The 24,481-nt window shown below is 64.0% G+C and carries 23 protein-coding genes; 13 read left to right on the top strand and 10 right to left on the bottom strand.

Features of this window, described 5'->3' with window-relative positions:
* Positions 1-10 precede the first annotated feature (10 nt).
* Positions 11-967 carry an MBL fold metallo-hydrolase gene (locus MTX19_RS01880; protein ID WP_280982209.1) on the top strand — a complete coding sequence of 319 codons (957 nt, stop codon included), beginning with the start codon at positions 11-13 and terminating at the stop codon, positions 965-967.
* 1,511 nt (positions 968-2,478) lie between these two features.
* Here the strand turns inward: MTX19_RS01880 and MTX19_RS01885 are convergent.
* On the bottom strand, positions 2,479-3,180 hold the full coding sequence (locus MTX19_RS01885; protein ID WP_280982210.1) for an RNA pseudouridine synthase: 702 nt from the start codon (positions 3,178-3,180) through the stop codon (positions 2,479-2,481).
* Positions 3,181-3,229: 49 nt separating this feature from the next.
* On the opposite strand from MTX19_RS01885, the gene ftsY reads away from it, so the two are divergent.
* Positions 3,230-4,171 (top strand): signal recognition particle-docking protein FtsY, encoded by a 942-nt coding sequence (gene ftsY, locus MTX19_RS01890; protein ID WP_280985810.1) that lies wholly within the window; start codon positions 3,230-3,232, stop codon positions 4,169-4,171.
* 125 nt (positions 4,172-4,296) lie between these two features.
* A complete protein-coding gene (locus tag MTX19_RS01895) occupies positions 4,297-4,899 on the top strand; it encodes a septation protein A (protein ID WP_280982211.1) in 603 nt (200 codons plus the stop codon).
* Here MTX19_RS01895 and MTX19_RS01900 read toward each other — a convergent pair.
* The 5 genes from MTX19_RS01900 to ccmA all read right to left on the bottom strand — a co-directional run bounded on the left by MTX19_RS01900 (position 4,896) and on the right by ccmA (position 7,803).
* Positions 4,896-5,489: a DsbE family thiol:disulfide interchange protein gene (locus MTX19_RS01900; RefSeq protein ID WP_280982212.1), complete on the bottom strand. Its 594-nt coding sequence runs from the start codon at positions 5,487-5,489 to the stop codon at positions 4,896-4,898. The genes MTX19_RS01895 and MTX19_RS01900 overlap by 4 nt on opposite strands.
* Complete coding sequence (gene ccmD, locus MTX19_RS01905) at positions 5,486-5,665, bottom strand: heme exporter protein CcmD (protein WP_280982213.1); 180 nt, start codon at positions 5,663-5,665, stop codon at positions 5,486-5,488. The genes MTX19_RS01900 and ccmD overlap by 4 nt, the downstream gene beginning before the upstream one ends.
* Positions 5,666-5,667: 2 nt before the next feature.
* Positions 5,668-6,459 (bottom strand): heme ABC transporter permease, encoded by a 792-nt coding sequence (locus MTX19_RS01910; protein WP_280982214.1) that lies wholly within the window; start codon positions 6,457-6,459, stop codon positions 5,668-5,670.
* A gap of 76 nt (positions 6,460-6,535) precedes the next feature.
* On the bottom strand, positions 6,536-7,204 hold the full coding sequence (gene ccmB, locus MTX19_RS01915; protein ID WP_280982215.1) for a heme exporter protein CcmB: 669 nt from the start codon (positions 7,202-7,204) through the stop codon (positions 6,536-6,538).
* Complete coding sequence (gene ccmA / locus MTX19_RS01920) at positions 7,201-7,803, bottom strand: heme ABC exporter ATP-binding protein CcmA (protein ID WP_280982216.1); 603 nt, start codon at positions 7,801-7,803, stop codon at positions 7,201-7,203. The genes ccmB and ccmA overlap by 4 nt, the downstream gene beginning before the upstream one ends.
* Positions 7,804-8,042: 239 nt before the next feature.
* Here ccmA and acnA point away from each other — a divergent pair, with 239 nt between their 5' ends.
* From acnA to MTX19_RS01935, 3 genes are all read left to right on the top strand, one after another.
* A complete protein-coding gene (gene acnA / locus MTX19_RS01925; RefSeq protein ID WP_280982217.1) occupies positions 8,043-10,763 on the top strand; it encodes an aconitate hydratase AcnA in 2,721 nt (906 codons plus the stop codon).
* A gap of 158 nt (positions 10,764-10,921) precedes the next feature.
* On the top strand, positions 10,922-11,683 hold the full coding sequence (locus MTX19_RS01930; protein ID WP_280982218.1) for a DUF1223 domain-containing protein: 762 nt from the start codon (positions 10,922-10,924) through the stop codon (positions 11,681-11,683).
* Between the two features lie 571 nt (positions 11,684-12,254).
* Complete coding sequence (locus MTX19_RS01935; RefSeq protein WP_280982219.1) at positions 12,255-12,626, top strand: DUF2794 domain-containing protein; 372 nt, start codon at positions 12,255-12,257, stop codon at positions 12,624-12,626.
* 131 nt (positions 12,627-12,757) lie between these two features.
* On the opposite strand, the gene MTX19_RS01940 is transcribed toward MTX19_RS01935, so the two are convergent.
* From MTX19_RS01940 to MTX19_RS01955, 4 genes are all read right to left on the bottom strand, one after another.
* Positions 12,758-13,288, bottom strand: a complete 531-nt coding sequence (locus tag MTX19_RS01940; protein ID WP_280982220.1) for a GNAT family N-acetyltransferase — start codon at positions 13,286-13,288, stop codon at positions 12,758-12,760.
* 99 nt (positions 13,289-13,387) lie between these two features.
* Positions 13,388-14,179: a Bax inhibitor-1/YccA family protein gene (locus MTX19_RS01945; protein ID WP_280974981.1), complete on the bottom strand. Its 792-nt coding sequence runs from the start codon at positions 14,177-14,179 to the stop codon at positions 13,388-13,390.
* A gap of 235 nt (positions 14,180-14,414) precedes the next feature.
* A complete protein-coding gene (locus MTX19_RS01950; protein WP_280985811.1) occupies positions 14,415-16,985 on the bottom strand; it encodes an ABC transporter permease in 2,571 nt (856 codons plus the stop codon).
* A complete protein-coding gene (locus MTX19_RS01955; protein WP_280985812.1) occupies positions 16,982-17,701 on the bottom strand; it encodes an ABC transporter ATP-binding protein in 720 nt (239 codons plus the stop codon). Before MTX19_RS01955 ends, MTX19_RS01950 begins: the two co-directional genes overlap by 4 nt.
* Positions 17,702-17,756: 55 nt before the next feature.
* Between MTX19_RS01955 and MTX19_RS01960 the strand changes: the two genes are divergently transcribed.
* From MTX19_RS01960 to sucD, 7 genes are all read left to right on the top strand, one after another.
* A complete protein-coding gene (locus tag MTX19_RS01960) occupies positions 17,757-18,392 on the top strand; it encodes an arylesterase (RefSeq protein WP_280984661.1) in 636 nt (211 codons plus the stop codon).
* Positions 18,393-18,559: 167 nt separating this feature from the next.
* On the top strand, positions 18,560-19,096 hold the full coding sequence (thpR, locus tag MTX19_RS01965) for an RNA 2',3'-cyclic phosphodiesterase (RefSeq protein ID WP_280974984.1): 537 nt from the start codon (positions 18,560-18,562) through the stop codon (positions 19,094-19,096).
* Positions 19,097-19,227: 131 nt separating this feature from the next.
* Positions 19,228-20,415, top strand: a complete 1,188-nt coding sequence (zapE, locus tag MTX19_RS01970; protein WP_280982221.1) for a cell division protein ZapE — start codon at positions 19,228-19,230, stop codon at positions 20,413-20,415.
* A 193-nt stretch (positions 20,416-20,608) separates the two neighbouring features.
* Positions 20,609-21,577, top strand: coding sequence for a malate dehydrogenase (gene mdh, locus MTX19_RS01975; protein ID WP_280982222.1), 969 nt, complete (start codon positions 20,609-20,611; stop codon positions 21,575-21,577).
* A gap of 168 nt (positions 21,578-21,745) precedes the next feature.
* A complete protein-coding gene (sucC, locus tag MTX19_RS01980; protein WP_280982223.1) occupies positions 21,746-22,942 on the top strand; it encodes an ADP-forming succinate--CoA ligase subunit beta in 1,197 nt (398 codons plus the stop codon).
* 2 nt (positions 22,943-22,944) lie between these two features.
* Complete coding sequence (locus tag MTX19_RS01985) at positions 22,945-23,421, top strand: DUF1579 family protein (protein ID WP_280985813.1); 477 nt, start codon at positions 22,945-22,947, stop codon at positions 23,419-23,421.
* Between the two features lie 44 nt (positions 23,422-23,465).
* Positions 23,466-24,347 carry a succinate--CoA ligase subunit alpha gene (gene sucD, locus MTX19_RS01990; protein ID WP_280982225.1) on the top strand — a complete coding sequence of 294 codons (882 nt, stop codon included), beginning with the start codon at positions 23,466-23,468 and terminating at the stop codon, positions 24,345-24,347.
* Positions 24,348-24,481 lie beyond the last annotated feature (134 nt).

Raw genomic sequence — 24,481 nt, forward strand, 5'->3', positions numbered from 1 at the left:
GTTTTCAAAGATGAATCAGATCATCCGCAACGCTCAACAGGAGAAAACCATGAGCCTGGAATACACCTCACGGCCCGGCAGACCGGGACTGGAAGAGTTGGTCCCGTCGCGCTACGCGCTGCGGGTCGGCGAGATTGACGTGCTGGTGGTCAGCGATGGCGTGCTACCACTCCCAACCGCAATGTTGGCACACAACGCCGACCCGGCCACCCGGGCGGCCTGGCTGAATGACATGTTCCTGCCGCCGGACGCTTTCGACTGGGCGCTGAACGCGGTCGTGGTGCGTAGCGGCGGTCGGACCATCCTCATCGACGCTGGACTAGGGGGCGACCCGGACTTGCACTTGCCGCGGGCCGGGCAGTTGATCAAGCGACTGGACGCCGCCGGCATTGATCTTGCGTCCGTGACCGACGTGGTGCTGACCCACATGCACATGGACCACATTGGCGGGCTGCTCGTCGACGGGGTGAAGGACCGGCTGCGTCCGGACCTGCGGATCCACGTGGCGGCCGCCGAGGTCAAATTCTGGGAGTCGCCCGATTTCTCCCACACCGCCATGCCGCCGGGGTTCCCGGACGCGCTTCGGTTGGCCGCCAAGCGGTTCGCGAAAGAATACCACAACCAGCTGCGGCAGTTCGATGAGGAGCACGAGGTGGCGCCGGGTGTCGTCGTCCGTCGCACCGGCGGCCACACCCCCGGGCACAGCGTGGTCCGCCTGGCGTCCGGCGGCGACGCGCTGACGTTCGCCGGCGACGCGGTGTTTACGGTCGGGTTCGAGCAACCCGACTGGCACAACGGCTTCGAGCACGACCCCGAAGAGGCGGCGCGCGTTCGGGTCCGTCTTTTGCGGGAGCTGGCGGAGACCGGCGAGATGTTGGTGGCCACTCACCTGCCATTCCCGTCTGTCGGTCGGGTCGCGGTGGACGGCGACGCGTTTCGTTGGGTGCCGGTCTTCTGGGACTACTGACCGCGCGTTGGGTTAGAGCCGAACCAGGGCGCGTACCCATGGCGTTAATGTGTTCACGCCCTGGTTCAATACTTCGCAACCACTGAGCCGATGAAATCGAAGCGATAGTTTGTGCCCGCTTTGACCACTTCGAACTTTACAGCGATAAGTCGAACCGACCATGCAGAACGAAAAAGTCGTGATCATAACGGGCGGCAGTTCCGGCATCGACCGAGCAGGCCGCACTCCGTTTCGCCAACCAGGGCGACCAGGTGCTCATTACCGGCCGCCGCGCCGGCCGATTGCGTGCGGTACGTCGACGACGAGCTTTTTAGTCTGCCTCTTAATGGATTTTTGTAGCTTGGCGCCACACAACTCCAGATATGACATTCGCGGAATTTCTCGCAGCGGCCTTTTGGCCCATGGTTGCGCTTTTTGCACTCCTGCTGACCGTGACCAAGGACCCCGTTCTGTATCGCTACATGTCGCCGCGCTCTACGGTTCTTGTGCGCTTGTGCGAGCGAAGACGAGACCTGCGACAAATTAACCCGACGGGCAAATTTCCGCTTCGCGATTGACCCAACTCAGCGGTCTAATGCCTCCATCTCACCCGCTTGAGGGGCGCTTCGCGATCGTCACGAGTGTTGCGGTGAGATGCGGTGGACGCGAAGCGTGCGATCGACGAACGCATGCAACGCGGACGGTGAAGTCGTGTGGTCTTGACGCCCCAGTGGCAGGTGTCTCTTCGCAAGACGCGGAACGCGTCTTTGCGAAGACGGTGACAAAAAAGCCAAGTCTCGCCGGGGAGAGCACGAAGTAAGCCGTAACCCATCGCGCAGGGAAAGCCGGAGTGTTCTTCGGTCTCACCTGTGGTCCTACCCCTGTGCTTTTTTTGTTGCACAGGGCCCATGGGTGCGATCGGCACCCGGCTTTCCCTGCGCCCTCTGATCAAGCGGGCGAAACGAAGAGCAAAACTCGGGCAAATCATGTCGCGAGAATGCGGCCTCACATCCTCTTAGTCGTCATGCCCCGCGCATGCGGGGCATCCAGTACGCCGCGGCCTCTCGGTTCAAGCCCTGACGTCTCTGGAATACTGGATCACCCGCATGCGCGGGTGATGATACTGAGCAAGCTGTTTGACAGTTGAATCAGAAACTCGCCGTCGAAGCCTTCGCGGAGCCTGTCATCGGGCGCGCATTCGCGCGACCCGTTGGCTCGCAACGACCGTGGAGAGAGCTGCGGATCGTACGCATCGCACCGCGAGAATGCGCGCTCGCATCCTCCCGGTGGTCATGCCCCGCGCACGGGGCATCCAGTACGCTGCGGCCTCTCGATCAAGCCCTGACGTCTCTGGAATACTGGATCACCCGCATGCGCGGGTGATGACACTGAGCAAGCTGTTTGACAGTTGAATCAGAAATTCGCCGCCGAAACCTTCGCGGAGCCGGTCATCGGGCGCGCGTTCCTGCAATAACGACAGTTGCAGTCGTTTTGGGTTCCTGCTGTCGCCGCAAGATCCGCCGGCGCAACGATCACTCCCCGTTCCAGCCGCAGGCCTTGAGCCGCTCGCGCATGTGCGCCGGCGCCGGCGCGACTACCTGCACTGGCTCCTTGTTCCTGGAGATCGGGATTCCGATCTCGCGGGAGTGCAGGTGCAGGATCGGCTCGCCGAAGCGCGGGCCGTTGCCGTAGATATTGTCGCCGACCATCGGCCAGCCTGCGGCGGCGGAATGCACCCGAAGCTGATGGGTGCGGCCGGTGACCGGCTCCATCGCGAGCCAGGTGAGACCCTCGCCGCGCCCCAGCACTTTCCAGTTGGTGACGGCCTTCTGCCCGTCCGGGTCCGGCTTCTGCCACCAGCCGCGCTCGGCGTTGAGTCTGCCGAGCGGCAGGTCGATGGTGCCTTCGTCTTCGGCGGGGCCGCCCTCGACCACGGTCCAATAGGTCTTCGAGATCTTGCCGTGCTTGAACAGCAGCCCGAGCGAGGCGGTCGCCTTGCGGTGGCGTCCCAGCACCAGACAGCCGGAGGTATCCTTGTCGAGCCGATGCGCCAGAACCGGCGGCCGCGGCAGGCCGAACCGCAGCGCGTCGAACGATGCCTCCAGATTGGGCCCGCCCTTGGGGCCGCGATGCACCGGCAGCCCGGCCGGCTTGTCGATGACCAGCATCAGCCCGTCACGGTGGAGCACCCGCGCCAGGATTTCTTCCGCGCTCAAAGAGGGAACATCGATCAATTCGTCGAGACTTTCGTTTGCGAGGCGAAACGGCTAACACACCTGCACCATGAACGATACTCCGGGAACAAAACTGAGCTGGTGGCAGCGGCTGAAGGGCGGCCTGAGGCGGACCTCCGGTGCGCTCGGGACGGCGGTCGCCGATCTCGTCATCAAGCGCAAGCTCGATCGCGCCATGCTCGACGACATCGAGGATGTGCTGCTGCGCGCCGATCTCGGCACCGAGGTCGCCGTGCGCATCGCGGATGCGGTCGGCAAGGGACGCTACGACAAGGCGATCTCCGCCGACGAGGTGAAGGAGGTGGTCGCGACCGAGGTCGAGAAGGTGCTGTCGCCGGTGGCGAAGCCCCTCGAGATCGACACCTCGAAGAAGCCGTTCGTCATCCTCGTCGTCGGCGTCAACGGGTCCGGCAAGACCACCACGATCGGCAAGCTCGCCGCGAAATTCTCCGCCGAGGGCCGCAAGGTGATGCTCGCCGCCGGCGACACGTTCCGTGCCGCGGCGATCGAGCAGCTGAAAGTCTGGGGCGAGCGCACCAAGTCGCCGGTCATCGCCGGCGCGCAGGGATCGGATTCGGCGAGCCTCGCCTTCAGCGCGCTGACCGCGGCGAAGGAGCAGCAGCGCGACGTGCTGCTGATCGACACCGCCGGGCGGCTGCAGAACAAGTCCGAGCTGATGAACGAGCTCGAAAAGGTCGTGCGCGTGATCAGGAAGGTCGATGCATCGGCGCCGCACGCGGTGCTGCTGGTGCTCGATGCCACGGTGGGACAAAATGCGCTGTCGCAGGTCGAGGCATTTCATCGTACGGCGGGCGTCACCGGCCTGGTGATGACCAAGCTCGATGGCACCGCGCGTGGCGGCATCCTGGTCGCGCTGTCGGAGAAACACAAGCTGCCGGTGCATTTCATCGGCGTCGGCGAAGGCGTCGAGGACCTCGCGCCCTTCACGGCGAAGGATTTTGCCAAGGCGATCGCCGGAATCGAGTCTTAAGGTTCCCCTCGTCATGCTACGCGGGGCGGGGCATCCAGCACGCCGCGCCGCGGACTGGAAACGAGGTCTCTCGGAATACCGGATCGCCCGTGGTCGCGGGTGATGACGGCAACAAAGGTTAGGTGATGGACAAGACCCAGCCGCATCCGCTGTTCAAACTCGCCACCGAACTCGGGCCGCTGCTCGTGTTCTTCATCGCCAACGCGAAGTACCATCTGTTCGTCGCGACCGGCGCATTCATGGTCGCGATCGTCGCGGCGATGATCGCATCCTACGTGGTGACCAAGCACGTGCCGATCATGGCGCTGGTGACCGGCGTGATCGTGCTGGTGTTCGGCACGCTGACGCTGGTGTTGCACGACGAGACCTTCATCAAGGTCAAGCCGACCATTATCTACGGCTTGTTCGCGGCGGTGCTCGGCGGAGGGTTGCTGTTCGGCCGCTCCTTCATCGCCGTCATGTTCGACCAGATGTTCAACCTGACGCCGAAGGGCTGGCGCATCCTCACGCTGCGCTGGGCGCTGTTCTTCGCCGGCATGGCGATCCTGAACGAGACCGTCTGGCGCACGCAGACCACGGATTTCTGGGTGAACTTCAAGGTGTTCGGCGTGACGCCGCTGACCATGATCTTCGCCATCGCCCAGATGCCGTTGACCAAGCGCTACCACCTCGAGCCGGTCTCGCTGGAGGCCAGCGAAGCCGAGGCGGGCGATGTGCGGAAGGGCTAGCTGCCCGCCGCGAGCGCCTTCTCGATCTCGGCCTTGAGCACGGTGTCGACGTTGTCCGGGGTCACCGGGCCGACCAGCTTGTAGACGATCTTGCCCTCGTGCCCGACCACGAAGGTCTCGGGCACGCCGTAGACGCCCCATTCGATCGAGGCGCGGCCGTTGCCGTCGACGCCGACGATGCCGAATGGATTGCCGTAGCGGCCGAGGAAGCGCCGGGCGTTGTCGGGCGTGTCCTTGTAGTTGATGCCGATGATCTGGAAGCGCTTGTCCTTGCCGAGGTCGGTCAGCAGCGGCGCCTCGTCGTGGCAGGGCACGCACCAGGACGCCCAGACATTGACCACGCTGACCTTGCCCTTGAACACGGTGGGGTCAAGGCCCGGCACAGGTGCGCCGTCCTTCACCAGGCCGTCGAGCGCGGGCAGTGGGGTCTGCGGCGCGGGCCGGCCGATCAGCGCCGACGGAATCTTCGAGGGATCGTCGCCATAGAGCCGCAGCAGGAACAGGCCGGCAAGACCGAGGAAGATGATCAGCGGCAACGCCACCAGCCAGCGCCGGCCCTGCGGTGGGGAGTCCGTCGCCTGTTCGCTCATCGGACATCTCCAGTGCTGCGCCCGGAGCGGCGTGTCACGCCGCTGGCCTCGATCTCCTTCAGGCGGGCCTGCTGCCGGCGATAGTCGGCGGCGATCCAGATGATCAAGAGCAGCACGACCGCCGTGACCACCGCGTAGGACGTCACGATGAAGGGGGCGTAGGGTCCGAGCGACATGGTCAGGCCGCCCCAATTTCTTTTGACGCGTCTTCTTCACGCGAACCGGTGCCCACTTCGCTCGTAAACGCTATGCGGCTGGCTTGCATCATCTGCAAGCTGCGCACGCGGCGGCGCAGGATCTCGTTGCGCATCGCCGCCAGATGCAGCGTGACGAACAAGAGCGAGAAGGCGAGCGCCATCACCAGCAGCGGCCACAGGAACGCCTTGTCGAGCGTCGGCCCGCCCATGCGGAACACGGAGGCCGGCTGATGCAGCGTGTTCCACCAATCGACCGAGAACTTGATGATCGGGATATTGATCGCACCGACCAAAGTGAGGACCGCCGCCGCCCGCGCCGCGCGCGAGGGATCCTCCACCGCGCGCCACAGCGCCATCAGGCCGAGATACATCAGGAACAGGATCAGCACCGAGGTCAGCCGCGCATCCCACTCCCAATAGGTGCCCCACATCGGCCGGCCCCAGAGCGAGCCGGTGACCAGCGCGAGAAAGGTGAAGGCGGCACCGATCGGTGCCGCGGCCTTGGCCGCGACATCCGCCAGCGGATGGCGCCACACCAAGGTGCCGAGCGCGGCCACGCTCATGACGCTCCAGACGAACATCGACAGCCAGGCGTTCGGCACATGGATGAACATGATCTTCACCGTGGCGCCCTGCTGGTAGTCGTCGGGCGCCATGGCCGATTGATAGAGGCCGATCGCGAGCAGGATCGCGGTCGCGCCCGCCAGCCACGGCAGGATGCGTGCGGTCAGCGCCAGAAACCTGGTCGGGTTGGCAAGGTCGATCAGCGTCATGGCACCCTGATAATCGTCTGATGTGTCGCAGGCAATTGGCCGAATTCCCCTCGTCAAGAATTGATCGAACGCTACCTCAGTCCAGCCCGTGCCGCAGGCTCGCGGCCGCAGCAAATGGGCCGATTACGAAGCTGACGAGCGACAGCGCGCAAAGGATCGAGAACGGCGTTCCGAACGAGAGGGGCCCCGATATCGCCGCCTGAGAGGCCGCCACGCCGAAAATCAGCACCGGAATCGATAGCGGCAGCACCAGCACCGCCAGCAACAGTCCGCCGCGATGCAGCGTCACGGCCAATGCCGCGCCGATCATGCCGGTGAAGGTCAGCGCCGGCGTTCCCGCAAGCAGGGTCAGCGCGACCGCCAACGTCGCGGCGCCGTCGAGATTGAGCAGCAGGCCGAGCACAGGCGTCGCCACGATCAGCGGCAGGCCGGCGGCGAGCCAATGCGCCAATGCCTTGGCCGCGCAGGCGAGTTCCAGCGGCATCCGGCTCATCACGATGAGGTCGAGCGAGCCGTCGTCGTGGTCGGCCATGAACAGGCGATCGAGGGTGAGCAGGCTCGCCAGCAGCGCGCCGAGCCAGAGGATCGCCGGGCCGAGCCGCGACAGCAGCGCGAGATCCGGTCCCACCGCGAACGGCATCAGCACCGTGACGGTGAGGAAGAACAGCACGCCGATCAGCGCACCGCCGCCGACGCGAAGCGCGATCTTGATATCGCGGCGGATCAACGCGGCGAGGGCGGTCATTGGACGCCTCCCATCCGCAGGTCGCGTGATTCGAGTCCGAGCGGCATGTGGGTCGCGGCCATGATAATCCCGCCGCCGCCGAGATGATCCCGCATCAATCCGACAAACAACTCCTGGCCGGCCGCATCCAGCGCTGACGTCGGCTCGTCGAGCAGCCAGACCGGCCGCCGCACCGAGAGCAGGCGTGCGACCGACAGGCGGCGGCGCTGGCCGGCGGAAAGATAGGCCGCCGGCAGATGTGCGGCGTGATCCAGCGCCACGGCGGCGAGGCACTGTTTGGCATCCTCCGGCTTGCCGCCGAGGAACTCGCGCCAGAACGACAGATTCTCAAGCACGCTGAGCGCCGGCTTCAGCGCGTCGCGGTGGCCGAGATAATGGGCCTGCTCGGGCAGGCTCAGCTCGGCCTCGCCGCCTTCCAGTGCGATCGCGCCCTCGGCGGGAACCAGCAGCCCCGCAATGACGCGCAGCAGCGACGTCTTGCCTGAGCCGTTCGGGCCTGTGACGGCGATGACCTCGCCGGAGGAGGCCGAAAAATCCAGGCCGGAAAATACCTCGCGGCCGCCACGCACGCATTTCAGATTTCGTCCCGAGAGCCGCATGTTTCTCCTTGTCACAGCCCTCTGAAATCTTTGGCTACCGCGTGAGAATTTTTGGGTCGCGCAACGCTGTCGCACGCTTGTCGATGTGGCGGTGCTTCTAGAAAGATTCTATAAGCCCGGAACTTGATGCAGCACACACAGTTGGCGGCCGCAAGCCATCAGGCCGATCCTCACGGCCGGCGCGGTCGACGGTGTTTAAATACCTTTCCTGGGTATAACTGAGAATTGGGATTCCTCGCATGACCTCGCTCGACAGCTTCAAATGCCGCAAGACCATGAAGGTCGGTGGCAAGACCTACGTCTATTACAGCCTGCCCCAGGCAGAGAAGAACGGACTGAAGGGCATTTCGAAGCTGCCATACTCGATGAAGGTTCTGCTGGAGAACCTGCTGCGCAACGAGGACGGCCGCACCGTCAAGAAGGACGACATCGTCGCGGTGTCGAAGTGGTTGAGGAAGCGCCAACTCGAGCATGAAATCGCCTTCCGTCCGGCGCGCGTGCTGATGCAGGACTTCACTGGCGTTCCGGCCGTGGTCGATCTCGCAGCAATGCGCAACGCGATGCAGAAGCTCGGCGGCGATGCCGAGAAGATCAATCCGCTGGTGCCGGTCGATCTCGTCATCGACCATTCGGTGATCGTCAACTTCTTCGGCGACAACAAGGCGTTCGCAAAGAACGTGGTCGAGGAATACAAGCAGAACCAGGAGCGCTACGAGTTCCTGAAGTGGGGCCAGAAGGCGTTCTCGAACTTCTCGGTGGTGCCGCCCGGCACCGGCATCTGCCACCAGGTCAATCTCGAATACCTGGCGCAGACGGTGTGGACCAAGAAGGAGAAGATGACGGTCGGCAAGAAGACCGGCACCTTCGAGGTCGCCTACCCCGACTCGCTCGTCGGGACCGACTCGCACACCACGATGGTTAACGGCCTCGCCGTGCTCGGCTGGGGCGTCGGCGGCATCGAGGCCGAGGCCTGCATGCTCGGCCAGCCGCTGTCGATGCTGCTGCCGGAAGTCGTCGGCTTCAAGCTCAAGGGTCAGCTCAAGGAAGGCGTCACCGCGACCGACCTCGTGCTCACGGTCACCCAGATGCTGCGCAAGCAGGGTGTGGTCGGCAAGTTCGTCGAGTTCTTCGGTCCCGGCCTCGACTATCTCTCGGTCGCGGACAAGGCGACCATCGGCAACATGGCGCCCGAATACGGCGCGACCTGCGGTTTCTTCCCGGTCGACGCCGCGGCCATCGACTATCTGAAGACCTCGGGCCGCAAGGCCGATCGCGTCAAGCTGGTCCAGTCCTACGCCAAGGCGCAGGGCCTGTTCCGCACCGCCAAGTCGGCCGATCCGGTGTTCACCACCACGCTCACGCTGGATCTCGGCGACGTCGTGCCGTCGATGGCCGGACCGAAGCGTCCCGAAGGCCGCATCGCGCTGCCGGCGGTCGCGTCCGGCTTCGCTACCTCGCTGGTCAACGAGTACAAGAAGCCCGATAGTGAATCGAAGCGCTTCGCAGTCGAGGGTCGCGATTTCGATCTCGGCCATGGCGACGTCGTGATCGCCGCGATCACCTCCTGCACCAACACCTCGAACCCGAGCGTGTTGATCGGCGCCGGCCTGTTGGCGCGCAACGCTGCCGCCAAGGGCCTGAAGGCCAAGCCGTGGGTGAAGACCTCGCTCGCGCCGGGCAGCCAGGTGGTTGCCGAATATCTCGCCAATTCCGGCCTGCAGAAGGATCTCGACAAGGTCGGCTTCAACCTGGTCGGCTTCGGCTGCACGACCTGCATCGGCAATTCCGGGCCGCTGCCGGAGGAGATTTCGAAGTCGATCAACGAAAACGGCATCGTTGCCGCTGCCGTGCTGTCGGGCAACCGCAACTTCGAAGGCCGCGTCTCGCCGGACGTGCAGGCCAACTATCTCGCCTCGCCGCCGCTGGTGGTCGCGCATGCGCTCGCCGGCACCGTCACCAAGGATCTCGCGGTCGAGCCGCTCGGCATCGGCAAGGACGGCAAGCCGGTGTTCCTGAAGGACATCTGGCCGACCGCCAAGGAGATCAACGCCTTCATGAAGAGGTACGTCACGGCGACGATCTTCAAGAAGAAGTACGCCGACGTGTTCAAGGGCGATACCAACTGGCGCAAGATCAAGACCACCGAAAGCGAGACTTATCGCTGGAACATGAGCTCGACCTATGTGCAGAACCCGCCTTACTTCGAAGGCATGAAGAAGGAGCCCGATCCGATCACCGACGTGGTCGATGCGCGGATCCTTGCGATGTTCGGCGACAAGATCACGACCGACCACATCTCGCCGGCCGGTTCGATCAAGCTGACCTCGCCTGCCGGCAAGTTCCTGAGTGAACACCAGGTGCGCCCCGCCGACTTCAACCAGTACGGCACACGCCGCGGCAACCATGAAGTGATGATGCGCGGCACCTTCGCCAACATCCGCATCAAGAACTTCATGCTGAAGGGCGCCGACGGAAATATTCCGGAAGGCGGATTGACCAAGCACTGGCCCGACGGCGAGCAGATGCCGATCTACCACGCGGCGATGAAATACCAGCACGACGGCGTGCCGCTGGTGGTGTTCGCCGGCGCCGAATACGGCAACGGCTCGTCGCGCGACTGGGCTGCGAAGGGTACCCGCCTGCTCGGCGTGCGCGCGGTGATCTGCCAGAGCTTCGAGCGCATCCATCGCTCGAACCTGGTCGGCATGGGTGTGCTTCCACTCACCTTCCAGGAGGGCACCTCGTGGTCCTCGCTCGGTCTGAAGGGCGACGAGAAGGTCACGATCCGCGGGCTCCAGGGTGATTTGAAGCCGCGTCAGACGTTGACCGCGGAGATCACTTCAAACGATGGCGCCAAGAAGGAGGTCCCGCTGCTCTGCCGTATCGATACGCTCGACGAGCTCGACTACTACCGCAACGGCGGCATTCTGCATTATGTGCTGCGCAAACTCGCCGCCTAACGCGGATTTGTGATCAATGGCTCACTGCTTAGTGAGTAGCGGCTAAAAGGAAGGCGGCCTATGAAAAGGCCGCTTTCTCGCGTTTGGGGCGCGCAGTCCAGGGACAACTCCATGCTCCGTACAAATACGGATGGAAATCATCACGACTGGTTCGCAGTATGACAGCGATGATGGCCTATAATCGTGTCTCGCGCTGGTCCAGCGCGCTTGGTATCTGCGCAATCGTCGCGATCCTCCGCCCCGCTCACGCCGATCCGCGTGCTGTTGTCGAACTCTTCACCTCGCAGGGATGCTCGTCCTGTCCGCCCGCGGACAAGATCATCGGTGAGCTTGCCAAAGATCCCAGCGTCATCGCGCTGAGCATGCCGATCGACTATTGGGACTATCTCGGCTGGAAGGATACGCTGGCCGATTCGCGTTTCAGCGCACGTCAGAAAGCCTATTCGCATATGCGCGGCGATCGCGATGTCTACACGCCGCAGGCCGTGATCAACGGCTCGGCGCATGTGATCGGCAGCGATCGCGCCTCCATCGAGAGCGCGATCAAGGACACCGACAAGAGCGCCGGCGTGATGTCCGTGCCGGTGTCGATGACGCTGACGGGCAAGCAGATCAATGTTTCGGTGGCGGCGTCCAAGTCGCCGGCAGCATCGCGTGGTGAAGTCTGGATCTGCTCGATCTCGAAATCGGTGCCGATCTCGATCGGGCGCGGCGAGAATCGCGGCCGCGAGATCACCTACCACAATGTGGTGCGCAATCTGCTGAAGGTCGGCGACTGGAACGGTTCGTCAGGAAGCTGGACCGTGCCGCTGGAGAACATCACGCGTGACGGCGTCGATGCTGCCGCGGTGTATGTCCAGGATGGCAGTCGCGACAAGCCGGGCCCGATGCTCGGTGCGGCGTTCACGTCACTGCATTAAGGTGCACAGCATTATCGCGGAGGTCAGCGTCACGCTTTGTGTGAACGCAGGCCTCCGGATCGAGTGCTAACGCGCGCCGTTTCTCGGAGACATCGGCACCGATATCCATCCTGAAATCTGTTGAGGCGAAGGCTGTCAGACGCTGCGCGTTCGTTTCGATCGCGCATGAGGAAGCCCAAAAACAAAAAGGACCAACTTTCGTTGGCCCAGTGTTGGGGATCAACTCCCCTGCGTACAGGCCCGATCCCGACGGCCCCGGGGGGCTGGGGGCTGAGGAATCCGGAACCGAAAGGACCGGGCCAACGCAGGGCTTCCTTTTTGCAGAGCAGCGGGGCAGGCGATGGGCGGAAGTGGGGCAGCAATATGATTCTTCTAACGTTCCTGTGACTCTTTTTTGGACAGTCTTTTGGACAATCCGTCGCGCTCCGACACGGTTTCCGCCTGATTGCATCGAGAATGGCCCCTTGCGGTGCCCCTCGCTTAGCGCGATCATGTCAGTCTCGTGACGATCCCGAAGAGGGGGCACTGACCTTCGGAACAAGGTCGTCGCCGAGATGACAGGAGGCGCTCGATGAGTTTGATGTCGGAGGACACAGATCCGAGCGGGAGTCGCGCCGTGGCGCGCCCCGCCGCTGCGGCCCCTCAGCCCAACCGCGTGACATTCAATCGACTTGAACTCAACCGCATCCTCAATCTCTATGGCCGCATGGTCGCCGATGGTGAGTGGCGCGATTACGCGATCGACTTCCTGAAGGACCGTGCGGTGTTCTCGGTGTTTCGCCGAGCCTCCGAAGTGCCGATCTACCGGATCGAGAAGGACCCGCGCCTCGCGCGCAAGCAGGGCATGTACAGCGTGATCTCGGCGACAGGCCTGATCCTGCGCCGCGGCCATGAGCTCGAGCGCGTGCTGCTCGTGATCGACCGCAAGCTGGCGCTGGTCTAGGCGCGTCAATTCGCGGCTATTGTAGCCCGGATGAGCGTAGCGACATCCGGGGACGATCTCGCCAAGCGGATGCGACTTCCCCGGATATCGCTACGCTCATCCGGGCTCCGAATCCCATACCCCCGGCTCGTCTAATCCGCCGGCACCGTTGCGCCGCCTTCGCCGAGTTCGCGCTGCATCATCACGGTGTCGAGCCAGCGGCCGAACTTCAGGCCGAGGCTGGGATGCGTCCCGATCATCTGGAAACCGCATCTGCGATGCAGGCCGATCGAGCCGGCATTGGCGGAATCGCCGATCACGGCGATCATCTGCCGGAAGCCACGCTCTGTGCATTCGGCGATCAGGCGCTCCATCAGCTGCAGGCCGACGCCGCGGCGATGGACCGCAGGATCCAGATAGACCGAGCTCTCGACCGTGAAGCGGTAGGCGGGGCGTGGCCGGTAGGGGCCGGCATAGGCATAGCCGACCACGCGGCCCTCGTGCACGGCGACGAAATAGGGAAAGCCGCCATCGATCAGCGCCCTGTAGCGGCGGGTCATCTCGGCGAGGTCGGGCGGGATCAGCTCGAACGTGGCGGTGCCGAAGCGCACCGCCTGCTCATAGATCGCGGTGATGGAGGGAAGGTCGGCTTCGGTGGTGGGCCTGACCTCTGTTCGGGCCATTTCTGCATCGGACATGGCGCGACACTATTTTTGCTCCGCGCAAAAGAAAAGCCCCGGCCGTTGGGCCGGGGCTTCGATCTGTCCGATCGGCGTTGCGCGTCAGTCGCGCTGGCCGAGGAGCTGCAAGAGCAGCGTGAACAGGTTGATGAAGTTCAGGTAGAGCGAGAGTGCACCGGTGATCGCCGCGCGCTCTGCAATCGCGCCGCCCTGCGAGGCGTAGCCGTAGATGTAGTCGTTCTTCAGCCGCTGGGTATCCCAGGCGGTGAGGCCCGCGAACACCAGCACGCCGACCACCGACACGATGAACTGCAGCGCTGAGCTCGCCAGGAACAGGTTGACCAGGCTGGCGATGATGATGCCGATCAGGCCCATGAACAGGAACGAGCCCATGCCGCTCATGTCACGCTTGGTGGTGTAGCCGTAAAGGCTGAGCGCACCGAACGTCGCTGCGGTGATGAAGAACACGCGCACGATCGAGGTGTGTGTGTACACCAGGAAGATCGACGAGAGCGACAGGCCCATCAGCGCCGAGAACACCCAGAACAGCATCTGGGCGGTCGAGGGTGCCAGGCGGTTGATGCCGGCCGAGATGACGAACACCATCACCAGAGGGGCGAGGATGAACAGCCACTTCAGCGGGCTGACGAACATCGCGTAGCCGAACTGCGTCAGATAGGCACTGCCAAACTTCGCGACGGCGGCGGACGGATCGCCGGTCACCGCAGCCATATAGACTCCGAGCGCGGCGAGGCCGGTGATGGCCAGGCCGATGCTCATGTAGTTGTAGATGCGCAGCATGTAGGCGCGCAGACCGGCGTCGACGGCCGCAGCGTCAATGCGCCCGGCGGCCCGGCCGAAAGGAGAAGCGTAGTTACGGTCTAGGTCCGACATGGTCGAATTCCCGTGGTTGGTCCCGGTGGAGCGCAAGGGATTTGCGGCGCCGGTCGTAAATCTATCTCAGATGGCGCGGTTTGCGGAACATTAATTCCGTGTCATCAAACCGATCATCCGACCCGGTTGGTATGTGGGAAATTAACACATCCGACGCAAGCTTCCACGCGCGGCTGAATGTCGCTCTGATATGGCATTCATAGGGAAAAGCGCCGTTAGCGGCTGCTACATATTGTCACAAATTCCGCAGCACCGAAGCGGGTTTCTGATTGAGTGCGAGCAGTGTTCCGGCCAAACCCAATCCGACGGTGACGACGAGCGCGGCGACCACGACCAGCATGGCGCTCCCGGCCTGCCAGATGAAGCTCAGCGTCATCAGCCGCGTGACGATCAGCCAGGCCGCGATCGAGCCGGCGATGACTCCGAACGCGGCGGTTGCAAAGCCGATCAAGAGGTACTCCAGCGCGTAGGCGCCGAGCAGTCGCGCCCGCGTCGCGCCGAGCGTCTTGAGGATGACGGCGTCGTAGACCCGGTGGCGGTGGCCGGCGGCGAGCGCTCCGCCCAGCACCAGGATGGCGGAGATCAGCGTCACGGCGCTGGCGCCGCGGATCGCCAGCACAAGGTTGCTGACCACGCTGCCGATCGTTTCCAGCGCCTCGCGGACCCGCACGCTCGTCACCATCGGGAAGGCGTCGGCGACCTGCTTGATGATGCGGGCGTCATCGGCGGAGCCCGGATGTGGTTCCGTCAAGGTCGCGACGTGGCTGTGCGGTGCGCCCTTGAAGGCATTCGGCGAGAACACCAGCACGAAGTTGATGCCGAGCCCTTGCCAGTCGATATTGCGTAGATTGGCGATCTTCGCCGGGACGTCGCGGCCGAGCACGTTGACCACGATCTGGTCGCCGATCTTCAAGCCGAGCCCGTCGGCGATCTTCTTCTCCATCGAGACCAGCGGAGGCCCGCTATAGTCCGGCCCCCACCATTCGCCCTCGACGATCTTCGAGCCCTTGGGCACTTCCCCGGTATAGGTCAATCCGCGGTCGCTCTGTAGCACCCATTCCGAATCGACGGTGGGATTGAGCTGGTCGGCTTTCACGCCGCGGGCGGCGACGATGCGTCCGCGCAGCATCGGCACGTCCTCGACCGTCGAATCCGGGGAGATCTGCTTGAGGAAGGCGCCGAAGCGGTCGGCTTCGGTGGAGGGGATGTCGATGAAGAAGAACGACGGCGCCCGCTCCGGCAACGCAGCCAGGAATTGACGGCGCAGATTGCCGTCGATCTGGGTGATGGTGACGAGCACCGCGAGCCCGAGGCCCAGCGACAGCACGACCGACGGCGTTAGCGCCCCTGGCCGATGGATGTTGGCGATCGCGAGCCGCAGCATGGTCATGCGGCTGCGTGGCAGCCGCCGGGCCACGGCCATCAGCAGTTCGGCAATTCCACGCAACAGCAGGAACACCGCGATCGAGGAGATGACGAATACGGTGGCAACCCGCTTGTCATAGGACAGCCCGATGGCGACCGCGATCAGCAGGGCAATCACGACCCCCATCAGTGCGAGATAGCTCCAGCGCGGACGGTGCCATTCGCTGGCGACGGTCTCGCGGAATAGCGCCGCCACCGGCACGTCGTGGACCCGGCCGAGCGGCCACAGGCCGAAGGCGAGCGCGGTGAGCTGACCATAGATGAAGGCGAGCGCAAGCTCATCCGGATGCACGGCCGGCACCACCGGCAGCGGCAGCAGCGTGCCGAACAGGCCGACGATTGCGAAGGGCAGCGCGGCGCCGAGCGCAAGGCCGATCACCGAGCCAATTCCGGCGAGCACGACCACCTGGGTGAGATAGATCGTGAAGACGTCGCGGCCGGTGGCGCCGAGCGCCTTGAAGGAGGCGATGACGTCGCGGCGGCGGTCGATATGGCTCTTCACGGCATTGGCGACGCCGACGCCGCCGACCAGTAGCGCGGCAAGGCCAACCAGGGTCAGGAACTGCGTGAAGCGGTTGATGTTGCGTTCGAGTTGCGGCGAGGCATTGCTACGGCTGCGGACTTCCCAGCCCGCCTCAGGCGCCGCGTTGCGCGCGCCGTCGATCAATGCGGTGGTGGCCCGATCGTCGTTGGCGCCGTCGGGCAGCTTCACCCGGTAGATCCAGCGCACCAGGCTGCCCGGCTGCAACAGGTCGGTGGCGCGCAGGCTGGCTTCGCTGACGAGAAACCGCGGGCCGAGGCCGACGCCGGCGGCGAGCTTGTCCGGCTCGGCCGCGATCACGCTGCGGATCTGGTAGGTCGCGGTGCCGACGGTGACGCGGTCGCCGAGCGTGAGGTCGAGCCGTGCGAGCAAGGTCGAATCGACGGCCGCGCCATAGGCGCCGTCGCGCTCGGCGAGGAGATCGGCGAGCGGCATGTTCGGCTCGAGCGTCAGTTCGCCGAGCATCGGATATTTGCCGTCGACCGCCTTGAGCTCGACCAGCGCCAGCTTACCGTCATTGCTGCGCGCCATCGCGCGGAGCTTGGCTGCGACCGAGACCTCGCCGCGCGTGCGCAGGAACGCAACCTCGCTCGGCTCGGCCTCGCGCGAGATCAACGAGAACGCGACGTCGCCGCCGAGCAAGGTGCGACCTTCGCGCGACAGGCCGTCGCCGAGGCTCGCGGCGACCGAGCCGACGCCGGCGATCGCCATCACGCCAAGCGCAATGCAGGCGATGAAGACATAGAAGCCGCGCAGGCCGCCGCGCAGTTCGCGCATCGCGTAACGGAAGGCGAGCGACGATGCGCGGCCCTGCACCGCGACTTCGGACGCGACGCTCATGTCGCGGAGTGCCCGTCGATCCGGCCCGAGCGCAGCCGCACGACGCGATCGCAGCGCTGCGCGAGCGAGATGTCGTGCGTCACCAGCACCAGCGTCATGCCGCGCTCGGTGTGCTTGCTGAAGAGCAAGTCGACGATCTGCTTTCCTGTCGCCTCGTCGAGATTTCCGGTCGGCTCATCGGCAACGAGGATCGCGGGATCGGGCGCGAGCGCGCGCGCGATTGCGACGCGCTGCTGCTCACCGCCGGAGAGTTGCGTCGGATAGTGATGCAGGCGTTCGCCAAGGCCCACCGATTGCAGCTCCTGTGCGGCGCGCGTCGCCGCATCTGCACTGCCGGCGAGTTCGAGCGGTACCGCGACGTTCTCGAGTGCCGTCATGGTCGGGATCAGGTGGAACGACTGGAAGACGATGCCGACCTGGCGGCCGCGGAAGCGCGCAAGCGCATCCTCGTCGAGGGCATTGAACGACGTGCCGTTGACGACCACTTCTCCACTGTCAGGACGTTCGAGCCCCGCCATCACCATCAGCAAGGTCGACTTGCCCGAGCCCGACGGGCCGATCAGGCCGATGGCCTCGCCCGCTGCCACACGAAGGCTGATATCTTTCAGGATATGAACCCGTGCCGCGCCGGTGCCGAGCGAGAGATTGACGTTCTTGACAGAGATGGTGTCCGGCTCGACGCCGGTCAGGGAAGAGGATTCGATGAGACTGTCCATGGTTCGGTCATATGGCACTTCCGCCGCTGCGGTCGAGGGCCGGTTGGGGATCTTCGTGCACATACTCGTGTTGCTTATGGGCTTGATGACGGCGGCAAGCGTGCAGGCGGCGGATCCCGCGAAACCGATCAAGATGGTGGTGCTGGGTGACTCCTTAAGTGCCGGCTATGGCCTCCCGGCTGCGGCGGCTTTCCCGGTTCGCCTGCAAAAGGCCTTGGATGCCAAGGGGATAAAGGTCGATATGATCAATGCCGGGGTGTCCGGCGACACCGCCTCGGGCGGTCGCGACCGGGTGGACTGGTCAGTGCCTGATGGAACCGATGCCGTGATCCTCGAGCTTGGCGCCAACGATGCCCTGCGTGGCACCGATCCCGCCGTCACCCGCGCCGCGCTGTCCGACATCATCACAAAGTTGAAGGCGCGCAAGATCGCAGTACTCTTGTGCGGCATGCTCGCGCCGCCGAATTACGGCAGCGACTATGCGGCCAAGTTCAACGCCATCTATCCCGATCTCTCGAAGTCCTTCGGCGTGCCGCTCTATCCGTTCTTTCTCGATGGCGTCGCCGCCGACGCCAAGCTCAACCAGGCCGACGGCATGCATCCGACAGCCGACGGAGTGGATATCGTCGTGAAGAACATCCTGCCCACGGTGGAGGCATTTCTCAGTGCACTATCGGGGCAACGCAGTTGAAAGTGCAGGCCCTGCTGCGCATGATGACGTAGGTTTACGAGCTGTTAACGCATCATGCTTCGCAGAGTCATATAACTCGGGTACAAAGAGACGTCGGTGATTCGTCACCGGGTCGTAACAGGGCGCGGGCTCCCAAAACTCGCGCCACCGCATCGAGGATTATTGCGATGCCGCGTCTGTTCACTGGACTGGAAATCCCGGCCGATATCGGCCAAACCCTCTCCAGCTTGCGTGGTGGCCTTCCCGGCGCACGCTGGATCGATCCCGAAAATTATCACGTCACCCTGCGTTTCATCGGCGATATCGATGGCGTCTCAGCCAACGAGATCGCCATGATGCTGTTTCGGGTGAATCGCAAACCGTTCGAGGTGAAGCTGCAGGGCTTGTCGAGCTTCGGCGGACGCAAGCCGCGCGCGGTGGTTGCCTCCGTCGAGCCGAGCCGGCCGCTGATAGAGCTGCAGGCGGAGCTCGAGCGCTTAATGCAGCGGATCGGGCTTGATCCCGAGGGGCGCAAATTCACGCCGCATGTGACGCTCGCGCGATTGCACGATGCGTCGAGCCAGGACGTGGCGGATTATCTTTCCGTCCGCGGCTACTTCCCGAGCCGCACCTTCATGGCGGATCGCTTCGTGCTGTTCTCGTCGCGTGCGTCGACCGGCGGCGGCCCCTACGTGGTCGAGGATTCCTACGCGCTCTGCGCGTGAGATAACCGCCGGTTCTGGGCGCCCGGCCGGCTCGTCCGCTCGGCCGGGGTGCGCAAGGGCGTGCTCCTGCATAGCCGTCGCCAAAATTCGCGGCTTGCAATTTTCCGCGAGGTAGGGCCGTAAGATGGCTCATGCTCTCCACCTCGCCCAGTTCCTTCCTTGACCACTACAAGGCCCTGGTCGCCTCCGGCGCGATCGAGGCTGATTCCGCGCAGGCGCGCGCCGCCGACGCGTTTGGTGCGCTGGACGAGCGGCTCGCGAGCTACAAGCCACAGCGCAAGCAGAGCCTGTTCGGCCGGCTGTTCGGCGGCGACAAGGACGAGAAGCCGCCGTGCGGGCTCTATGTCCATGGCGAGGTCGGCCGCGGCAAGACCATGCTGATGGACCTGTTCTTCCAGCAGAGCCCGATCGAGCACAAGCGCCGCGCGCATTTCCACGAATTCATGGCCGAAGCGCATGAGCGCATCTACGGCTATCGCCAGCAGATTGCGTGCGGCGAGATCGACGAAGCCGATGTCATCGCGCTCACCGCGCAGGCGATCTTCGACGAGGCCTGGCTGCTCTGCTTCGACGAATTCCATGTTACCGACATCGCGGATGCGATGATCCTCGGGCGGCTGTTCGCAAAGCTGTTCGATCTCGGCACCGTCGTGGTCGCAACCTCGAACGTCGCGCCGGAGGACCTCTATAAAGGCGGCCTCAACCGTGCGCTGTTCCTGCCGTTCATCAAGCAGATCTCCGACCATATGGACGTGCTGCGGCTCGATGCACGCACCGACTTCCGGCTGGAGAAGTTGTTCGGCGTAAAGATGTGGCTGATGCCGCCGGATGATGAGGCCGACGAGGCGCTCGACGCAGCGTGGCGCAAGATGACCGGCAATGCGCCGTGCAAGTCGCGCGACATCGCGATCAAGGGGCGCACGCTGCACGTGCCGTGTTCTTCGAATGGTGTCGCGCGCTTCAGCTTCGCGGATATCTGCGAGAAGCCGCTTGCTGCCTCCGATTACCTGCGGCTCGCGCACGACTACCACACGATCCTGATCGACCATATACCGGTGATGGATTATGCCCAGCGCAACGCAGCCAAGCGCTTCATCTCGCTGATCGACACGCTCTATGACAATGCCGTGAAGCTGATGGCCTCGGCCGAGGCCAACCCGGTGTCGCTCTATCTCGCGACCGACGGCATCGAGGCGATGGAATTCAAGCGCACTGCGTCACGTCTGATCGAAATGAGCTCGGAATCCTACCTGGCGTTGCCGCACGGTCGGAAAGACTCGTCGGCGAGCGGCACATCGACTGGTCTGGTCGAGACCTGAATACAGCCTCGAGCGCGCCCGTTCCGGGCAACTTTTCGTGCGCCCGCACGGTTATCGCTGGCATGCCTGATCGAATTCCGGGCAGGGGCGACAATTGGGCAGGCCGCGACTTGAACGTATCATTCGAAAGGGATAACCACCCTTCCAACCGACTTCTCTCCCTCCTGCTACCAGTTCAAAGGACTGATTTCCCATGGCACGCGACAAGATTGCTCTGATTGGCTCCGGACAGATCGGCGGAACGCTGGCGCACCTCGTCGGCCTCAAGGAACTCGGAGATGTCGTGCTGTTCGATATCGCCGAAGGTGTGCCGCAGGGCAAAGCGCTCGACATCGCGCAATCGTCGCCGGTCGACGGGTTCGACTCCAATCTCTCCGGCGCCAATTCCTATGAAGCGCTCGACGGCGCCAAGGTCTGCATCGTCACGGCCGGTGTGCCGCGCAAGCCCGGCATGAGCCGCGATGACCTGCTCTCCATCAACCTCAAGGTCATGGAGCAGGTCGGCGCCGGCATCAAGAAGTACGCGCCCGACGCGTTTGTCATCTGCATCACCAACCCGTTGGATGCGATGGTGTGGGCGCTGCAGAAGGCTTCGGGCCTGCCGCACAAGAAGGTGGTCGGCATGGCCGGCGTGCTCGACTCCGCGCGCTTCCGCTATTTCCTCGCCGACGAATTCAACGTCTCGGTCGAGGACGTCACCGCCTTCGTGCTCGGCGGCCACGGCGACACGATGGTGCCGCTGACGCGCTATTCGACCGTTGCCGGCATTCCGCTGCCCGACCTTGTCAAGATGGGCTGGACCTCGCAGGCGCGCGTCGACGAGATCGTCGATCGCACCCGCAACGGCGGCGCCGAGATCGTCAACCTGCTCAAGACCGGCTCTGCCTTCTACGCGCCGGCTGCGTCCGCGATCGCGATGGCCGAGAGCTATCTGAAGGACAAGAAGCGCGTGCTGCCCTGCGCCGCCTATCTCAACGGCGAGTATGGCGTGAAGGACATGTATGTCGGCGTGCCGGTCGTGATCGGCTCCAAGGGCGTCGAGCGCGTCGTCGAGATCGAGCTGGCCGGCAAGGACCGCGAAGCCTTCGACAAGTCGGTTGGCGCGGTGCAGGGCCTGGTCGACGCCTGCAAGAAGATCGCGCCCGACCTGCTCGGCAAGTAATCTGGCTTGGCAATGGCCCGATAGGCGTTTTCAATCGCCTGTCGGCGCAAGGTTATGAATTTCCGGCGGATTTTGTAGTTGCACGAGCCTTGGTATATGGTATGCCAGTCTCAAGGCTGACGCGAGTTCGATGAAGTTCGCCGCAAGAGGGTTTGGGAGCGTCTCTCCATGAATATCCACGAATACCAGGCCAAGGCACTGCTGCATCAATTCGGCGTGCCGATCTCGCGCGGCGTGCCGGTGCTCAAGCCGGAGGACGCCGATGGGGCGGCGAAGCAGCTTCCCGGACCGATCTGGGTGGTGAAGAGCCAGATTCACGCCGGCGGCCGTGGCAAGGGCAAGTTCAAGGAAGCATCCGCCGGCGACAAGGGCGGCGTCCGCATCGCCAAGTCGGTCGCCGAGGTCGACGAGTTCGCCAGGCAGATGCTCGGTGCGACCCTGGTCACGGTGCAGACCGGCCCGCACGGCAAGCAGGTCAACCGCCTCTACATCGAGGAAGGCTCCGACATCGACAAGGAGTTCTATCTCTCGATCCTGGTCAACCGCGAAACCTCCGAAGTCTCGTTCGTGGTTTCGACCGAGGGCGGCGTCAACATCGAAGAGGTCGCGCACGCGACGCCGGAAAAGATCGTCTCGTTCTCCGTCGATCCGGCGACCGGCATCATGCCGCACCACGGCCGTACCGTCGCCAACGCGCTGAAGCTGACCGGCGATCTTGCCAAGCAGGCGGAAAAGCTGACTGGTCAGCTCTATGCCGCCTTCGTCGCCAAGGACATGGCGATGCTGGAAATCAATCCGCTCGTCGTCACCAAGCAGGGTCAGCTCCGCGTGCTCGACGCCAAGGTGTCGTTCGACAGCAACGCGCTTTATCGCCACCCCGACGTGCTGGCGCTGCGCGACGAGACCGAGGAAGACGCCAAGGAGATCGAGGCGTCGAAGTTCGACCTCAACTACGTCGCGCTCGACGGCAATATCGGTTGCATGGTCAACGGCGCCGGCCTCGCCATGGCGACCATGGACATCATCAAGCTCTACGGCATGTCGCCGGCGAACTTCCTCGATGTCGGCGGCGGCGCCAGCGTGGAGAAGGTCGCGGCCGCGTTCAAGATCATCACCGCCGATCCCAACGTGAAGGGCATCCTGGTCAACATCTTCGGCGGCATCATGAAGTGCGACGTGATCGCCGAGGGCGTGGTCGCCGCGGTGAAGCAGGTCGGTCTCAAAGTGCCGCTGGTCGTGCGTCTTGAAGGCACCAATGTAGAGCAGGGCAAGAAGATCATCCGCGAAAGCGGTCTCAACGTGGTCCCCGCCGACAACCTTGATGATGCCGCACAGAAGATCGTGAAAGCCGTCAAGGGAGGCTAACGATGGCCGATCATCTCGACGCTCCGTCACCGCTGGAAGAACACCGCAGGCTCGCGGTCTTCGCGGGCGAGTGGAGCGGCGAAGAGGTGGTCCACCCGTCGCGCTGGACCGCAGGTGGTCCGGCGACCTCGCATGTCAGCGCGCGCGTCGCGCTCAACGGCTTCTACCTGATCCAGGACAGCGTGCAGACGCGCGAGGGCAAGGAGAGCTTTGCCACCCACGGCGTCTTCACCTACGACCGCGAAGAGCGGACCTACAAACTGTTCTGGCACGATTCGCTCGGCTACTACCCGCCGTCGCCGGCCTCGGGCGCCTGGATCAACAAATCGCTGATCCTGGTGCGCGGCTCGCTGCGCGGCAACGCCCGTCACGTCTACGAGGTCGTCGACGACAACACCTACAACATGAAGATCCAGTTCTCGCCCGACGCGGAAGGATGGGCCGACGTGCTCACCGGCGTGTACCGGCGTATCCACTAGAGCATAGAGTCCTCACTGCTCGTCTCGCGAAAGCATCACGAACCATGTCCATCCTGATCGACAAGAACACCAAGGTCATCTGCCAAGGCTTCACCGGCAAGAACGGCACCTTCCATTCGGAAGCGGCGATCGCTTACGGCACCAAGATGGTCGGCGGTGTGGCGCCGGGCAAAGGCGGCTCGACCCATCTCAACCTTCCGGTGTTCGACACCGTCGCGGAAGCGCGCGACAAGACCGGCGCCGACGCCAGCGTGGTCTATGTGCCGCCGCCGGGCGCGGCGGATGCGATCTGCGAGGCGATCGATGCGGAGATCCCGCTGATCGTCTGCATCACCGAAGGCATCCCTGTGCTCGACATGGTGCGCGTGAAGCGTTCGCTGTCGGGATCGAAGTCGCGGCTGATCGGACCCAATTGCCCGGGCGTGATGACGGCCGGCGAGTGCAAGATCGGCATCATGCCGGCCAACATCTTCAAGCCCGGCAGCGTCGGCATCGTCTCCCGCTCCGGCACGCTCACTTACGAGGCGGTGTTCCAGACCACCCAGGAAGGCCTCGGCCAGACCACCGCGGTCGGCATCGGCGGCGACCCGGTCAAGGGCACCGAGTTCATTGACGTGCTGGAGATGTTCCTGGCCGACGAGAAGACCAAGTCGATCATCATGATCGGCGAGATCGGCGGTTCCGCCGAGGAGGATGCGGCCCAGTTCCTCCGGGACGAGGCCAAGCGTGGCCGCAAGAAGCCGATGGTTGGCTTCATTGCCGGTGTTACAGCACCTCCCGGTCGCCGGATGGGCCATGCCGGCGCCATCATTTCCGGCGGCAAGGGCGATGCCGGTTCCAAGACCGCGGCGATGGAAGCGGCGGGGATCAAAGTGTCGCCGTCGCCGGCCCGGCTCGGGCACACGCTGGCCGAGATGTTGAAGTAACCCATCCGGCGCGACAATTTCCCTCGTCAAGCGTTATCTCGTCGAGGCGTGCTTTCCGGAATTTCGGTTCCGGGAAGCGTGAACGGGGCGATTTGCCGCCAAAGGTCGCATATTTATAAGTTCTGAAAATATAT

This window comes from Bradyrhizobium sp. ISRA464 (assembly GCF_029910095.1).
Taxonomy (GTDB): Bacteria; Pseudomonadota; Alphaproteobacteria; order Rhizobiales; family Xanthobacteraceae; genus Bradyrhizobium.

Bases quoted from the DNA above. Each gene is read 5' to 3' on its own strand.
- MTX19_RS01880 (WP_280982209.1), top strand. From the start codon at position 11: ATGAATCAGATCATCCGCAACGCTCAACAGGAGAAAACCATGAGCCTG.
- ftsY (WP_280985810.1), top strand. From the start codon at position 3,230: ATGAACGATACTCCGGGAACAAAACTGAGCTGGTGGCAGCGGCTGAAG.
- MTX19_RS01895 (WP_280982211.1), top strand. From the start codon at position 4,297: ATGGACAAGACCCAGCCGCATCCGCTGTTCAAACTCGCCACCGAACTC.
- MTX19_RS01900 (WP_280982212.1), bottom strand. From the start codon at position 5,489: ATGAGCGAACAGGCGACGGACTCCCCACCGCAGGGCCGGCGCTGGCTG.
- ccmD (WP_280982213.1), bottom strand. From the start codon at position 5,665: ATGTCGCTCGGACCCTACGCCCCCTTCATCGTGACGTCCTACGCGGTG.
- MTX19_RS01910 (WP_280982214.1), bottom strand. From the start codon at position 6,459: ATGACGCTGATCGACCTTGCCAACCCGACCAGGTTTCTGGCGCTGACC.
- ccmB (WP_280982215.1), bottom strand. From the start codon at position 7,204: ATGACCGCCCTCGCCGCGTTGATCCGCCGCGATATCAAGATCGCGCTT.
- ccmA (WP_280982216.1), bottom strand. From the start codon at position 7,803: ATGCGGCTCTCGGGACGAAATCTGAAATGCGTGCGTGGCGGCCGCGAG.
- acnA (WP_280982217.1), top strand. From the start codon at position 8,043: ATGACCTCGCTCGACAGCTTCAAATGCCGCAAGACCATGAAGGTCGGT.
- MTX19_RS01930 (WP_280982218.1), top strand. From the start codon at position 10,922: ATGACAGCGATGATGGCCTATAATCGTGTCTCGCGCTGGTCCAGCGCG.
- MTX19_RS01935 (WP_280982219.1), top strand. From the start codon at position 12,255: ATGAGTTTGATGTCGGAGGACACAGATCCGAGCGGGAGTCGCGCCGTG.
- MTX19_RS01940 (WP_280982220.1), bottom strand. From the start codon at position 13,288: ATGGCCCGAACAGAGGTCAGGCCCACCACCGAAGCCGACCTTCCCTCC.
- MTX19_RS01945 (WP_280974981.1), bottom strand. From the start codon at position 14,179: ATGTCGGACCTAGACCGTAACTACGCTTCTCCTTTCGGCCGGGCCGCC.
- MTX19_RS01950 (WP_280985811.1), bottom strand. From the start codon at position 16,985: ATGAGCGTCGCGTCCGAAGTCGCGGTGCAGGGCCGCGCATCGTCGCTC.
- MTX19_RS01955 (WP_280985812.1), bottom strand. From the start codon at position 17,701: ATGGACAGTCTCATCGAATCCTCTTCCCTGACCGGCGTCGAGCCGGAC.
- thpR (WP_280974984.1), top strand. From the start codon at position 18,560: ATGCCGCGTCTGTTCACTGGACTGGAAATCCCGGCCGATATCGGCCAA.
- zapE (WP_280982221.1), top strand. From the start codon at position 19,228: ATGCTCTCCACCTCGCCCAGTTCCTTCCTTGACCACTACAAGGCCCTG.
- mdh (WP_280982222.1), top strand. From the start codon at position 20,609: ATGGCACGCGACAAGATTGCTCTGATTGGCTCCGGACAGATCGGCGGA.
- sucC (WP_280982223.1), top strand. From the start codon at position 21,746: ATGAATATCCACGAATACCAGGCCAAGGCACTGCTGCATCAATTCGGC.
- MTX19_RS01985 (WP_280985813.1), top strand. From the start codon at position 22,945: ATGGCCGATCATCTCGACGCTCCGTCACCGCTGGAAGAACACCGCAGG.
- sucD (WP_280982225.1), top strand. From the start codon at position 23,466: ATGTCCATCCTGATCGACAAGAACACCAAGGTCATCTGCCAAGGCTTC.